The 14,151-nt window shown below is 37.1% G+C and carries 12 protein-coding genes; 2 read left to right on the top strand and 10 right to left on the bottom strand.

All coding sequences use genetic code 11. The features are described from left to right. Window positions 1-18: 18 nt before the first annotated feature. Together FW781_RS17135 and FW781_RS17130 are read left to right on the top strand one after the other, a co-directional pair. Window positions 19-1,194, top strand: a complete 1,176-nt coding sequence (locus FW781_RS17135; RefSeq protein WP_149388516.1) for a Pycsar system effector family protein — start codon at window positions 19-21, stop codon at window positions 1,192-1,194. Window positions 1,195-1,213: 19 nt separating this feature from the next. Continuing rightward, on the top strand, window positions 1,214-2,137 hold the full coding sequence (locus tag FW781_RS17130; RefSeq protein WP_149388515.1) for a bestrophin family protein: 924 nt from the start codon (window positions 1,214-1,216) through the stop codon (window positions 2,135-2,137). A 7-nt stretch (window positions 2,138-2,144) separates the two neighbouring features. On the opposite strand, the gene FW781_RS17125 is transcribed toward FW781_RS17130, so the two are convergent. From FW781_RS17125 to FW781_RS17080, 10 genes are all read right to left on the bottom strand, one after another. Continuing rightward, window positions 2,145-4,457, bottom strand: coding sequence for a GAF domain-containing protein (locus tag FW781_RS17125; RefSeq protein ID WP_149388514.1), 2,313 nt, complete (start codon window positions 4,455-4,457; stop codon window positions 2,145-2,147). Between the two features lie 214 nt (window positions 4,458-4,671). Then, complete coding sequence (locus tag FW781_RS17120) at window positions 4,672-6,051, bottom strand: NADH-quinone oxidoreductase subunit N (RefSeq protein WP_149388513.1); 1,380 nt, start codon at window positions 6,049-6,051, stop codon at window positions 4,672-4,674. Window positions 6,052-6,067: 16 nt separating this feature from the next. Continuing rightward, a complete protein-coding gene (locus FW781_RS17115; protein ID WP_149388512.1) occupies window positions 6,068-7,561 on the bottom strand; it encodes a complex I subunit 4 family protein in 1,494 nt (497 codons plus the stop codon). A gap of 2 nt (window positions 7,562-7,563) precedes the next feature. Continuing rightward, on the bottom strand, window positions 7,564-9,477 hold the full coding sequence (nuoL, locus tag FW781_RS17110; protein ID WP_149388511.1) for an NADH-quinone oxidoreductase subunit L: 1,914 nt from the start codon (window positions 9,475-9,477) through the stop codon (window positions 7,564-7,566). Window positions 9,478-9,479: 2 nt separating this feature from the next. Then, on the bottom strand, window positions 9,480-9,809 hold the full coding sequence (gene nuoK, locus FW781_RS17105) for an NADH-quinone oxidoreductase subunit NuoK (RefSeq protein WP_002983557.1): 330 nt from the start codon (window positions 9,807-9,809) through the stop codon (window positions 9,480-9,482). Between the two features lie 4 nt (window positions 9,810-9,813). Then, on the bottom strand, window positions 9,814-10,311 hold the full coding sequence (locus tag FW781_RS17100; RefSeq protein WP_047377753.1) for an NADH-quinone oxidoreductase subunit J family protein: 498 nt from the start codon (window positions 10,309-10,311) through the stop codon (window positions 9,814-9,816). Beyond that, a complete protein-coding gene (locus FW781_RS17095) occupies window positions 10,311-10,868 on the bottom strand; it encodes a NuoI/complex I 23 kDa subunit family protein (RefSeq protein ID WP_047382163.1) in 558 nt (185 codons plus the stop codon). Before FW781_RS17095 ends, FW781_RS17100 begins: the two co-directional genes overlap by 1 nt. Window positions 10,869-11,021: 153 nt before the next feature. Next, window positions 11,022-12,086, bottom strand: a complete 1,065-nt coding sequence (nuoH, locus tag FW781_RS17090) for an NADH-quinone oxidoreductase subunit NuoH (protein ID WP_105684411.1) — start codon at window positions 12,084-12,086, stop codon at window positions 11,022-11,024. 108 nt (window positions 12,087-12,194) lie between these two features. Continuing rightward, complete coding sequence (locus tag FW781_RS17085; protein ID WP_047382170.1) at window positions 12,195-13,193, bottom strand: 2Fe-2S iron-sulfur cluster-binding protein; 999 nt, start codon at window positions 13,191-13,193, stop codon at window positions 12,195-12,197. 41 nt (window positions 13,194-13,234) lie between these two features. Beyond that, a complete protein-coding gene (locus FW781_RS17080) occupies window positions 13,235-14,146 on the bottom strand; it encodes a hypothetical protein (protein WP_149388510.1) in 912 nt (303 codons plus the stop codon). Between the last annotated feature and the right edge of the window lie 5 nt (window positions 14,147-14,151).

Below are 14,151 nucleotides of genomic sequence, written 5' to 3'. Positions count from 1 at the left end.
ATTAACAAAATTTCAGGAATGAGCATTCTACAAAAAGCTAAAAATTATGTTGAAATCTTATTCAAAGATAAGTTATCTTCAGTATATTTTTATCATAATTTTATCCATACTGCCTATACGGTTAATAAGGCTGAGGAAATCATGAAAAATACTCCTGTCTCTGAAGAGGATCAGGAGAAAGTACTCGTAGCATTATGGTTTCATGATACCGGGTATATAGAGTGTGCCCTGAACCACGAAGAAAGGAGCGTGGAACTGATGAAAGCCTTTTTACAGGAGGAAAATTATCCGGAAAATTATATTGCGGATGTAGAAAAACTGATTCTGGCTACGAAAATACATTATGAACCTCAGAATTTACTGGAAAAAATTGTAAAAGATGCAGATTTCAGTCATTTTGCAGGCCATGACTATAATGATATTTCCGATGCTTTAAGAAAAGAATGGGAACTGACGAATGTAAGATGTTTCTCTAATGAAGAATGGAATGCCGGAAATCTGGATATGCTGAAAAATAAGCATACTTTTTATACGGATTATGCTAAAGAAAACTGGGAGCCTCTGAAAAAGAAGAACATTAAAAAGATCGAAAAGAAGCTGGAAAAAGAAGAAGAGAAAAAAGAGGAAAAAAAGGAAAATTCAGAAGGTAAAAAGGATAAAGAAAAATCTGACAGAAGTGTAGATACATTGTTCAGAGTGACGCTTAACAACCATACAAGACTGAGCGACATTGCAGACAGCAAAGCCAATATCCTTTTATCTGTAAATGCCGTGATTATTTCGGTTTGTCTTTCTGTACTGGTTCCCAAGCTGGATACCCCGAAGAATGCCCATCTAATCCTTCCAAGTTTCATTCTGCTATTATCCAGCGTACTGACGATTGTCTTTGCAATATTGTCTACCAAGCCCAATGTTACCAAAACAACCTTCACTGCTAATGATATTGCCAACAGAAAAGTGAATCTGCTTTTCTTTGGAAATTTTCACCAAATGCTATTTGATGATTACCACAATGCGATGAAAGATCTGATCAAAGACAGAGATTATATTTATGATTCTATGGTAAAAGATCTGTATTATCTTGGAAAGGTACTTGATCGGAAATATAAGCTTTTATCTATCACTTATAAGGTCTTTATGGCAGGGATTATAATTTCTGTGCTGTCTTTTGGATTTGCTTTTCTTAGTCTTTAATTAAACAATAAACACACAAATGATAGTCAGACAGCGAACGAATTGGCTGAAAATGTTATTTATATGGAGAGGCTCTGTATTAAAGAAAATTGTTGTTCAGCTTAGTATCATCACGCTGTTTTCCTTGGCTATCTACATTTTTAAAGGGAGAATCTTTGATTATAAAGTACATCTGAACCCTACGATTTTTACATTGATAGGGCTGGCTCTTGCTATATTTATGGGGTTCTGTAATTCTGCAAGCTATGACCGTTTCTGGGAAGGACGGAAACTTTGGGGACTGCTTGTGATTGAAACCAGATCTTTAACGAGACAGATTTTATCATTAGTGAACGATTCATCTCCTGCAGCCAAAGAAGAAAAACAGAAAATCATTAAGCTCATCTCTGCATTTTCCTGGTCGCTGAACTTTCAGCTGAGAGATAAATCCGGAACAGAGCATCTTGAGAGACTTCTTTCTCCTGAACAACTGGAACAGGTGAAGAATAAAAAATTTATTCCCAGTATTATCCTTGGGTTCATTGCAGACTGGCTGAACGAACAGAATAAAAAAGGAAATATTGATACTATTGTGATGACCTCTATGGACCATCAGCTGAATCAGTTTTCTAATATTTCCGGAGGGTGTGAGAGAATTTATAATACTCCGTTACCATTTGCCTACAGTGTTCTTCTGCATCGTACTGTATATCTGTACTGCTTCTGGCTTCCTTTCGGACTGGTAGATTCTTTGGGCTGGATGATGCCTTTAATTGTTTTGCTGATCAGTTATACCTTTATCGCCCTTGATGCCATTATTCAGGAGATTGGTGAGCCTTTTGGTGAGGAAGAAAATGACCTTGCGCTGAACAGTATCTGCCGTACTATTGAATTTTCTATTTTTGAGCAGGCTAGAATTCCCCAAGGCGAATTGAAGAAACCGGATGCTTATTTTATAGATTAAATAATTTCTATTCCTGTGGAAGTGTAAAAGAAACCCTCAGCGCTAACAATCCTGTAATTCCCTGAAGATCTTCTACCCTTAAAAATTCCACGTCATTCTGTAATACTCCTTTTTTCTGAAGTTTGGAAATATAATCAAGATATTCTTTTTGGTTTTCCATTCCGAAATAGACGATGGTGATTTTTCCGGGAGCGGTGATGCGCTCTGAAGAATCTTTCACATGGGCTTTATCCAGACGTTTTTTGATGATTTCGTAATAGGAATTGTAGGCTCCGTCCACATCAAAACGTTTTTCATCCATTCTGAAACGGATGTCTATTTTTTCATTGTACACAAAAATCAGTGATGCAATATCCAACGGTATGGGAAGATATTTTTTGAACGACTGAAATTCAAGTTCCATTTTACAAATGGTTTTCAGCTGCCAGTATCTCAGTTTGTGGACTACTTTTGAAGTATAATGAAGCTCAGGGGCAATGGTTGTCCCAATGTAAAGATTGTGCTCTACACCATCAGATTTAAATCTTTCGTAGTAGTGTGGGAAAATTTCCTGTGCTTTTACCTGGCTTTCGTCCAGCATATCTGCCAGTTTTCGGTTGACCAGGGTGATAGAATCATCAAGGTTTTTCCTGTGGTGGTAAAACAGATCCGTAGAGGTGAAGATGTGTGAAAAATAGTCTTTAATTTTTGCCTTTATTTCTCTGGAGGTTCTTATTTCCAGTTTTCCCTGTAAAAAAGGATGAATTTCTTCCCTTAATAATCTCTGAAAACGTTGTTCTGTATCTGCTTTGATCTCATTGTTGATTTCATTTTCAAAAACATCCAGTGCCAGTACAAATTTTTCTGAATCAGAATTGGTGAGTATTAAAATTTCATTCAGCCATTCGATCTGTTGATTAAGATCCTGCAGCATCAGATTAAAACGTTTTTCGGAAGAAGAACGGATATCCGAAACACCAAACAGCGGAGTAAGGTTTTTAAAAGCAATCTGTTTTAATGTATATATTTTCTTACCAAGAGATGCTGTGAAATATTTCTCAGCCTCGTTTCTGAATTTCCACACCACACTGTCGTGGATGGTCGTATATTCACGTTGGATAATAGCTTCTATCTGATAGTTTTTCTCAAAGTAGAATCTGTTCAGAGAGAAAAGAACCATATCAGTGAAAAACTCCAGTTTTTTAAGTTTTAAACCATTAAAACTTCCGGCAACAGGAGAGGTAAACTCCATGATAGCAAGAAGTTCTCCATCTTTCATGATAGGAATTACCATGAAACTGTTGACATTATTGTCCTTTAAAATACTAAAGGAAGGAAGCTGCTTTACATTTTCATCCAGATTGTTTACATTGGAAACAACCACAGGTTTTGAATTGTGATTTAAATTATTAAACGTACTCTTACGGGTATCTTCGTCGAAAGCGTTAATCCAGAAATCAAGGATATGATTGGTCAGAAGGCTGTCGTAAATGGGAAGTTTGTCCAGTTTCTGTTCCTTTTTATTAAAAGTCATCAGTCCGAAGCTGAGCTCCGAAACATCAAAATAGGATTTGAAAATTTCCGTCAGATTTTCATTGGGATTCAAATCTTCAGGATCAATCTCTATCATGCTTGATTTCAGATCAGAAAGTGCCACCTCTGAGGTACAGTCTACTAATGAAATGATAGTGAAGCCTTTTAATATCCAGGATTCTGAAGGGAAATACTTTTTCCACAACTTAAAATCATCCAGGTTTTCCAAAAGCATATCCAACACATCATCAGATGGAATTTTAGCTTCTTCTGTAGGGATAATTTCCGTGAAATCTGAATTGACCGTAATCTTATAATGCTTCATGATTCCCTGTTTATTGGGAATATCATAATAGAATGGGATAGTACTTTTAATATCTTTTTTGAAGTAGCTCTGAAGAATCAGGCAGCAGCAGAATACATAGAACTCATTGTCTGTAATGTTTCTGAGTTCTATTTCAAAGTCTTTTCCGGCATCTTTAAGAATATCTTTAAATCTTTCGGTATAATTGAATGTGATGTTGGAAAGAGGGATACTGGCTGCTTTTATTTCATTTCTGGTAAGACCTGTCGGGAAAAGATCAGCAAGAAGCAGTCTGATGAGGTCTTCATGTTGTTCAAGAAAAGCAGTGTCCTGAAAACCTTCTTTAAGCTCTTTAAAATTTGTGGTGCTCTCGATCAAAGATTCTGCATAGTTGACTCTATACTCTAATCTGTCATTATACCGGATATGCTCCAGAACATCCAAATATTTTTTGAATGATATATAAACCTGAAAAGGAGAGTCTTTTTTATAGAGATTAGACAAGAGCTGAAAATTTAGAGTAAAGTTATGAAAAAAGCAGAATATTGTTAGTCTGGAAATTTTATTTTATTGTATATAATTTACAGGTGATTTGGGATTTTCTGCAACGTATATTGTAATTCTTTATTGTTTTTTGGAAAGACAGATAGCGGGGATTATTAATCATTAAAAAAGCACAACTGAAAAGTTGTGCTTTTAATATTTTAAAATTCTGATTTTACAATCCGAACATTCTTGCAAACAAATCCGGGAAAACTCCAAGGATGACGATCAAAACAATAATAACTCCTGCGATGATATTATAAGTAAGGGTTACTTTTTCTGATGATTTGAATGTTGATTCTTTAAAGAAGAACATTGCGATAATCAGTCTTAAATAGTAAGCGATAGACAGGGCAGAACCCAATACAGCTACCAATACTAAGAAAGCTGCACCGTTCATAGCCTGGGAGAATAAAGCAAATTTCCCCATGAAACCAGCTGTTAAAGGAACTCCTGCCATTGAAAGCATAGAGATCGTTGCTGCTGTTGCTAATAAAGGTTCAGTTTTCGCCAATCCTTTAAATGCTCCGAAAGAAGTTTCTCTCTTTAATTTCTCTACCCAGATCAGACACATGAAAACACCTACGGTAGATAAAGAATAAGCAAATAAATAAAAGGCAAGGTTATAAGTAGAAAGGCTTGTCATTCCGAAGAATACCAACCCGATATATCCTGCGTGGGAAACTGAAGAATAAGCCAACATTCTTTTTGCGTTCGTCTGAGCAAGACCCATAACGTTTGCCAAAAGTAAAGTAATGATTAAGAATACTCCTAAAACGTTGATCCATTCGTGGGTAACTCCAGTGAAACCCAGAGTCATCAGTCTGAATAACGCAAAGAATCCGGAGATCTTTACCACACTTGCCATGAAAGCTGTGATTAATGAAGGAGAACCTGCATATACATCAGGACTCCACATATGGAAAGGTGCCAAAGCGACTTTGAATGCCAATGCACAAAGAATCAGTAATACTCCTAAGATGAACATTACATTCCCAGAATTAGCTACTCCGAAATCATGAATCTTGTACAGGTCAAAACTTCCTGCACTTCCATAGATGAACGCAATCCCGAACAGTAAGAAACCTGTTGCAAATGCACCCATAAGGAAATATTTAATAGAAGCTTCGTTGGATCTAAGATCAGTTTTGTTAGCTCCAGCCATTACATATAATGGAATAGAAAGAATCTCAATACCTAAGAACATCGTCACCAAGTTCTGATATCCGAAAAGGATAATCCCTCCGCATAATGCAAATAGCATCAATGCATATAATTCTGACTGGTGGCTTCTGTGGTTGCTGAACGCAAAACCTCCCAGGAAGAATAACAATAAAGTTGTTACGATTGATATTTTAGTGAATAATGCGGTATTGCCACTGTATTCGTACATATGCTTGTAATGGTCGAAGAACGAACATTCCGGCATAAAACTTACATACAATGCAATGATTAATCCCAAAATCCCAATGTATCTTGCGAATTTTCCTTGTTCAAAAACTCCTGAAAATAACGCAATAACTGCCGTTAGGAAAACAATAATTAAAACACTCATTTCTTAAAATATCAAATTAACTTACCATTGATTGGTAGATAAACTTCACCGAACTACTCACCATGTCGATTACCGGTTGTGGGAAAATACCTAGTAAAATCACAAAAACCGCTAAACTTGCCAATACAGAAAACTCTACTCCTGATAAATCTTTTGCCGTACTTAAAACTGCTTCATCTCCTTCTCCAAACATCGCTTTTCCGTAGAATCTCAATAAATATACAGCACAAAGAATCACCGTAAGACCAGCAATTACTGCTGCTGTCCCATTAAAATCATAGACAGATTTCAACAAAATAAATTCCCCGATGAACCCATTGGTTAATGGAACACCCATTGAACCTAATATAATGATCAGGAACAATACAGCAAATTTAGGAGCCACTTTAGCTAAACCACCCATTTGTCTGATGTCTCTTGATTTAAATCTCTTGTATAAAATATCACAGCAGTAGAATAATCCCACTACGTTGATACCGTGAGCGAAAGTCTGTACCAAAGCTCCTTCAGCTCCTTCCACATTGAAAGTTCCTCTTAGCGTAACTACTGCAGAAGCGAAGATACCTGCTACCATTAATCCTACGTGAGAGAAAGATGAATACGCAATGATTCTCTTCATGTCCGTCTGGATAATAGCAATCAATGCTCCGTGAACAATACCTACAATGGCAAGGATGATCACAATCTGCCCTGAAATTCCTGCTATCGGAAGCGGAGTGATTGGAAGTAAATAACGCATTACCCCATATACTGCCATTTTCAGCATGATCCCTGATAACAACATTGATCCCTGAGTAGGAGAGTAGGTATAGGTATCAGGCTGCCATGTATGGAAAGGGAATACCGGTAATTTCACTGCAAATGCAAAGAAAATAAACCAGAATACCACAGTCTGCTGTACTTCATTCAGTTGTGCATTGTATAGATCTGTTAAAGCGAATGATGCTGAGTGGTTGTACACATAGATCAATCCGGCTAACATAAATAATGATCCTACGAATGTATATACGAAGAATTTCGTAGTGAATTCAAACCTTTTATTCTCTTGTCCCCAAAGTCCGGCAATGAACCAAATTGGAATCAAAGTTACTTCCCAGAAAATATAGAATAATAATCCGTCTAAAGAAGTGAACACTCCTACAAGGCCGAACTGCATCAGCAGAATCAAACCATAGAATGTATTTCTGTAGTTTACATTTTCGTTGAAAGATGATAAAATAATAATTGGAGCCAGAATGTTGGTCAATAATAAAAGAAGCATGCTCATCCCATCGATACCGAAGTGAAGAGAGCTCTTCATAAATTGTGACCAAGGATAATTGATCTCATGCTGCAATACACTATCTACTGTCGGAGTAAAATCGAAATCCGAAAGTATATAAAATGTAAGAAGCATTTGGACCAATGCAATTCCCAGTGCCAAATATTTGCTGGAATTACTCTTCCACGCAAAAACTAATCCCGAACCTACTAGAGGTAATAGTAATAATGTTAATAATAAACAAGACATTATTATTGTAATAAAAAGTTAACAATTAATATAATTCCCACCGCTAAAGACATGATAAGAATATACGTCTCTACATTTCCGTTTTGAACACGCTTCATGGCTTTTCCGCTGTCTTCAGCACCATCGCCTACAAAGTTTACAAAACGGTCTAAGATACCCTTATCAAACATCTTTCCTCCGCGTCCTAATCCTTCAACAGTTTTTACAATCAATGCGTTGTAAAGTTCGTCAACGTATAATTTTTTAGCAGAAAGCTTTTCCCATCCGGTATAGCTTTCTTCTGCAACTGCCATTTTTTTCTTCTTTACATAAGTGTTTCTAACGATAAACCATACAGAGAAGAACATAAGGATTGTTGCTGCTAATAAGATCATTTCAGTATTGAAAGGTACTCCTGAAAGAGTAGCTTCCATCTGGCTGTAGCTTTGTTCTGTAAGAACAGGCTTTAACCATTCCATCAGTTTGGCATAATGTCCGTGACCGATGAAGTGTGGCAGGTTGATGAAACCTCCGATTACAGAAAGGATTGCCAATACGATCAATGGTAATGTCATATTGGACGGGCTTTCATGTAAGTGGTGTTTTTGTTCTTCAGTACCTCTGAACTCTCCGTGGAATGTCAAATAATACAGTCTGAACATATACGTTGCAGTCATTGCCGCTAAAACAAATAAGATTACCCAGTAAACAGGGTTTTTAGCGAAAGCTGCTACTAAAATTTCGTCTTTAGAGATCATCCCTGATAGTAAAGGGAAACCTGAGATAGCTAATGTTCCGATAAGGAATGTAGCGTGGGTAAGAGGAATATATTTTTTAAGACCTCCCATGAAACGCATATCCTGTTCGTTGCTCATTGCGTGGATTACAGAACCAGCACCCAGGAATAATAAAGCCTTAAAGAATGCGTGCGTCATTACGTGGAACATCGCTGTTGTATAAGCTCCAAGACCTAAAGCAATGAACATAAATCCAAGCTGTGAAACGGTAGAGTAAGCTAATACTTTTTTGATGTCGTTCTGACGAAGTGCATAGAATCCTGCCAAAGCAGCTGTTAAGAATCCGATGAATAAAATTCCTCCCTGTACTGTAGGTGCCAAAGTAAATAAGAAGTTGGATCTTACTACCAGATAGATCCCTGCCGTTACCATCGTTGCCGCGTGGATCAACGCTGATACAGGAGTAGGTCCGGCCATCGCATCCGGTAACCATGTATATAATGGAACCTGAGCAGATTTACCGGTAGCACCGATGAATAAACTCGCTGTGATAAAGATGATCACTGTTCCGTCTAATTCAAATTTTGAAGCGTTTTCTGCTACAGAAAGATAATCTACAGCATTGGTCTGTGAAGCAATCATGAAGATACCGATCAATAACGCAAGGTCACCAATTCTGTTCATGATGAAAGCTTTTCTTGCTGCTTTACCGTATTCTTCGTTGGTGTACCAGAATCCGATCAACAGGTAAGAACAAAGACCTACACCTTCCCATCCGATGAACAGGATAAGGTAGTTGCTTCCCATTACCAAAAGTAACATGGAGAAGATGAAAAGATTCAGATAAGTAAAGAACTTATAGAATCCTTTGTCATGACTCATATATCCGATAGAGTATAAGTGGATCAGTGAACCGATACCCGTAATGATCATCACCATCATTAAAGAAAGCTGATCAATCTGGAACCCAAAATTGATTTGAACTCCATTGACTCTAAACCATTCAAAAGCTTTTACGATTACAGGCTGGCTTTCAGAATTGAAATTCATGAAAAGACTTACAGCGATACAGAATGATCCGAAAACCATTGCCGTAGCCAAAGATCCTACCAATATTTTTGGAAGATTTTTACCGAATAAACCGTTAATAAGAAACCCTAAAAGTGGTAAAAGTACTATTGCATATACTAGATTCTCCATTCTTATCCTCTTAATTTATTAAATATACTCACATCTACAGAACGGGTATTTCTATACAGCATAGCAATAATTGCCAGACCTACTGCTACTTCAGCAGCAGCCACAACCATAATGAAGAAAACTAAAAGCTGTCCGTCGCCGTTGCCTTTATACGCTGAAAAAGCTGCCAATAAAAGGTTTACAGAATTCAGCATAAGCTCTACACAGCCCAGAATCACAATAGCATTTTTTCTAAGCAACACTCCCATTACTCCCAAACAGAACAATACTGATGAAAGAATGATGAAGTAGTCCAAAGGGATGCTTTGTATAAATGTATTTACTTCTCCCATAATTTTATAAATCTTTTTTACCGATTAATACCGCGCCTACAATACCTGCCAGAATTAGGATGGAAGCAAGCTCAAACGGTAAAACATATTCATTAAACAAAAGTCTACCCAGATTTTTTGTAAGACCGATACCTCTGTCTACATTTTCAACAACAATGTGCTTGTCCTGTACTCCTCTGAAAACTCCCAGCACACCTACTAAAAGAAGACCTGCTGTAAAAACTCCAACAAACTTTAAAGTATTGTTCTTCTTACTTTCGTCTCCTTTATTAAGGTTAAGCATCATCAGGATGTAAAGGAAAAGTACCATGATGGCACCTGCGTACACTATAATCTGGATAATTGCCAGGAACTGTGCATTTAAAAGAATGTACATTCCTGCAATTGAAAACATTGTAACAATTAATGACAAAATAGCATAGAGAGGATTTCTTGCAAACACAAAGTAAACTGCACTTGCCACTGCTAAAAACGCCACCAAGAAAAATAAAAACTGATCCATTATTTTACCGCATTTTTTTGTTTCTCGGATTGTCTTGTCGTGATATCAATCCTTTCATTTATTTTTTCAACTAGTTTATCTTTTCCGTAAATGAAAGAACCTCTGTTGGTTTCCACATCTACTAATCTATCAGTAAGATAGATGGCAGATTTAGGACAAGCTTCTTCACACATACCGCAGAAAATACATCTTAGCATATTAATTTCATATACTGAAGCATATTTCTCTTCTCTGTAAAGGCCTTTTTCCTCTTTTGTTCTTTCAGCAGCAGTCATCGTAATGGCTTCTGCAGGACAAGCTACCGCACAAAGTCCGCAAGCAGTACATCTTTCTCTGCCTTCTTCGTCTCTTTTCAAGACGTGCTGACCTCTCCAGATGGTAGTTCTTGGCTTCTGTACTTCCGGATACGAATATACTGCGGGAGCACCTTTTACCACGGTTCTTACAGCATGCTTAAGTGTAATCCCCATCCCTGTAAGGATTGCAGGAATGTAGATCTTTTCAGCAAGGGTCATTTCTTTATTGGAAACAACTTTTGATCTGTTTGTAAGTTTCATTTAATTATAGATATTAGATGTTAGACACCAGATTTTAGACTAATCTTGTCTGCTATCTTAATTATTTAATATTGATGATTGAAATATGATAGGCTAAAGATAAAACTTTGATTTCATTATCAAATTTTCAAATCAGCTCATTTTCAAATTTTCTTAGTTTGCAAATGCTAAAATTACAGCTCCTGTAATCAATAGATTTACTAATGCCATCGGGATTAATGTTTTCCATCCTAAGTGCATTAACTGGTCGTATCTGAATCTTGGAAGTGTCCATCTGATCCACATGAAGATCAGAATTCCGATTACAGTCTTCGTTAAGAATGCTACGATACTTAAGATTCCTGCAGTATTCTCACCCCAGTTCTGAGTTACCCATTCAATACCAGGATAATTGTAACCTCCGAAGAAAAGAACTACCATGAAAGCGTTAGAGATAAACATGTTCACATATTCACCAAACATATATAAACCTAACTTCATGGAAGAATATTCTGTAGAGTATCCTGTTACCAATTCAGATTCACACTCAGGTAAATCGAACGGGTGTCTGTTGGTTTCAGCCAAAGCTGCTACAAAGAAAACAAGGAAAGCAATCGGCTGGTAGAAAATATTCCAGTTCATTCCGGAACCCCAAGGAATAACGCCCCATAATTTTCCAGTAGTCTGGCTTTCTGTAATTTCTTTTAAGTCTAAACTTCCCGTCATCATAATGATAGAAAGAAGTGCTAATCCCATTGCCAATTCATAAGAAATCATCTGAGAAGAAGCACGGATAGCACCTAGTAATGAATATTTGTTGTTCGAAGCCCAACCTCCGATCATAATTCCGTAAACCCCGATTGAAGCCATTCCGATGATGAAAAGTACACCAACATCAATGTTAGCTACCTGAAGATCAAAAGAAGTACCTGCAATATTTAAACTTTTACCCCACGGAATAACAGCTCCTGTAATCAATGAAATAAACATTACCAAAGCTGGTCCTAATACGAAAAGAAATCTTTCAGCATTAGCAGGGGTGAAGTCTTCTTTAAAGAAAAACTTTCCACCGTCAGCAAGAGGCTGCAGTAATCCGAAAGGTCCTGCTCTGTTGGGACCAATTCTATCCTGCATGATAGAGGCAACTTTTCTTTCTGCCCATGTAGAGTAGGCTGCAATCGTCAGCGATAGCAGGAAAAGTGCTAATACAAGTATAAGTTTAAATGTAAGTAAATCCATTTTTATTTTTATAGATGTTAAAAGTTAGAAGATGGGAGCTGGAAGATGGAAGTTATAACTGTCACACCAAAATAAACCCTCATTTTCAAATTAACTCATTTTCAAATTTTATTTTTCGTCTTTTTCACTGATTTCTTTAGCCATAGGATTGTCTAAAACTCTTAGCTCATCTTTAGGCTTTTCGTAGTGGTTCAATGAAATTACAGAGTGTCTGTCGATATGTCTAGGACCTTCGATGTTCCAGTCTGATAGTGCTTTTCTTTCAAAACGACATGTATCGCAGATGAATTCTTCCACTTCACCCCATTGGTCTTTTCTTGCAGTTACTCTTACGATTTCGTCACCTTTCATCCATACTACAGCTTTTCCGGAACACTTATCACATTTACAAGAAGCGTTCATTGGTTTTGTAAACCATACTCTGCTTGCAAAACGAGCTGTTCTGTCTGTTAATGCTCCTACCGGACAAACGTCGATAACATTTCCGATGAAGTCATTGTCTAAAGCTTTATTTAAATAGGTTGAAATTTCAGCGTGATCTCCTCTGAAAAGAATACCGTGTTCTCTTGTTTCTGTAAGCTGGTTGGCTGTCAACACACATCTTGCACAAAGAATACAACGGTTCATGTTCAATTTGATGTTCGGTCCAAGATCATCAGCTTCGTAAGTATTTCTTTCAAATTCTGTTCTTGTACTGTCTACACCATGCTCATATCCTAAATCCTGAAGATGACATTCTCCTGCCTGGTCACAGATAGGACAGTCCAGCGGGTGGTTTACCAATAAGAACTCGGTAACCGCTTTTCTTCCTTCCTGAGCTTTCTCAGAAGTAAGGTTTTTCACTTCCATCCCATCCATTACATTCGTTCTGCAGCTTGCTACCAATTTCGGCATAGGACGAGGATCTGCTTCAGACCCTTTAGAAACTTCTACAAGACATGTTCTACATCTCCCTCCACTGGTCTCTAACTTGCTGTAGTAGCACATAGCGGGAGGTACAGATTTTCCACCGATTTGTCTTGCTGCTTCCAGAATGGAAGTACCAGGCATCACTTCAGTAGTCTGTCCGTCTATAGTTATTTTGAATTTTTTAACTTCTTCGCTCATATGATATGCTTTAAGCTTTATGCGTTAAGCAATAGGCTTTGTTATTTATATTTCTTAATATTAAATGTATATCCAATTCCTCCTAGAATCTGTCCGAAAACAAAGTCCTGGCGTGCTTTATCAGGTTTGTTATTCAATGTAGTTTTAATATCCCACATATTAATATAACCCGCTTTTCCTTCTACTCTCAGCATCCAGTTTTTCCAGAAAACCAAGTTAAGACTGGATCTGATATCAGTTCCCATACCTGCAACGTGAAAACGGTCACTTCTCTCATTACCAAAAAGTTTTACATTACTTTTCGGAAACATAAATCCGATTCCGGCTCCATAAGACCATACTAAATCTATATTTTTCTTATGAACAAGATTTTTGTATTTCTCAAGACCTAAGTTTTCATAATTAAGTCCATCCGTATGTTCAAAAGTAAGGAACTTCTCATCTGCAAGATTAACCTGCCCGTTTTGAACCATTGCTGCATATTCGGGATCTGAAATATGTCCTTTGAAACCCACTGTCTGGTTCTGGTCCATTACATATTTCATATGGTCTATTCCAAGTACCAAAGCTAAATTGTCTTTAATGAAATATCCTATTCTGAAATTATACTGCGTTACAGTAAACCAGCTTGGATCAAAATAGACAATTCCAAATTTTGTAGGTCTGTCCTGTGCTGATACATTATTCAATTGAAAATCGTACCCGTTTCCGGTAAAATGAATATCAGAATTGCTATAAGCCGCTCTGTTCCATCCATAAAATACGAAAACCTGCCCTTTTTTGCTTAATGGTAAAGGCTTTTCCTTTTTTGCGGCTTTAATTTCCTGCTTCTCGCTACTCACATAGGCTAAATCTTCTTCAACAGATCTATTGTATTTTGTGCTATCACTTTTCGTGTTCTGCGCAAATACAAAATTTGACATCATTAAGCCAACAACTAATAACTTCTTCATTTTAA

This window comes from Chryseobacterium panacisoli (assembly GCF_008274625.1).
Taxonomy (GTDB): domain Bacteria; phylum Bacteroidota; class Bacteroidia; order Flavobacteriales; family Weeksellaceae; genus Chryseobacterium; species Chryseobacterium panacisoli.
Note: the sequence above shows the minus strand (reverse complement) of the source record. Positions and strands in the feature narration are given on the sequence as shown.

Excerpts from the sequence above, each read along its gene's own strand:
- nuoL (WP_149388511.1), bottom strand. The coding sequence starts at position 9,477 with ATGGAGAATCTAGTATATGCAATAGTACTTTTACCACTTTTAGGGTTT.
- FW781_RS17095 (WP_047382163.1), bottom strand. The coding sequence starts at position 10,868 with ATGAAACTTACAAACAGATCAAAAGTTGTTTCCAATAAAGAAATGACC.
- nuoH (WP_105684411.1), bottom strand. The coding sequence starts at position 12,086 with ATGGATTTACTTACATTTAAACTTATACTTGTATTAGCACTTTTCCTG.
- FW781_RS17115 (WP_149388512.1), bottom strand. The coding sequence starts at position 7,561 with ATGTCTTGTTTATTATTAACATTATTACTATTACCTCTAGTAGGTTCG.
- FW781_RS17080 (WP_149388510.1), bottom strand. The coding sequence starts at position 14,146 with ATGAAGAAGTTATTAGTTGTTGGCTTAATGATGTCAAATTTTGTATTT.
- nuoK (WP_002983557.1), bottom strand. The coding sequence starts at position 9,809 with ATGGGAGAAGTAAATACATTTATACAAAGCATCCCTTTGGACTACTTC.
- FW781_RS17085 (WP_047382170.1), bottom strand. The coding sequence starts at position 13,193 with ATGAGCGAAGAAGTTAAAAAATTCAAAATAACTATAGACGGACAGACT.
- FW781_RS17130 (WP_149388515.1), top strand. The coding sequence starts at position 1,214 with ATGATAGTCAGACAGCGAACGAATTGGCTGAAAATGTTATTTATATGG.
- FW781_RS17135 (WP_149388516.1), top strand. The coding sequence starts at position 19 with ATGAGCATTCTACAAAAAGCTAAAAATTATGTTGAAATCTTATTCAAA.
- FW781_RS17100 (WP_047377753.1), bottom strand. The coding sequence starts at position 10,311 with ATGGATCAGTTTTTATTTTTCTTGGTGGCGTTTTTAGCAGTGGCAAGT.
- FW781_RS17120 (WP_149388513.1), bottom strand. The coding sequence starts at position 6,051 with ATGAGTGTTTTAATTATTGTTTTCCTAACGGCAGTTATTGCGTTATTT.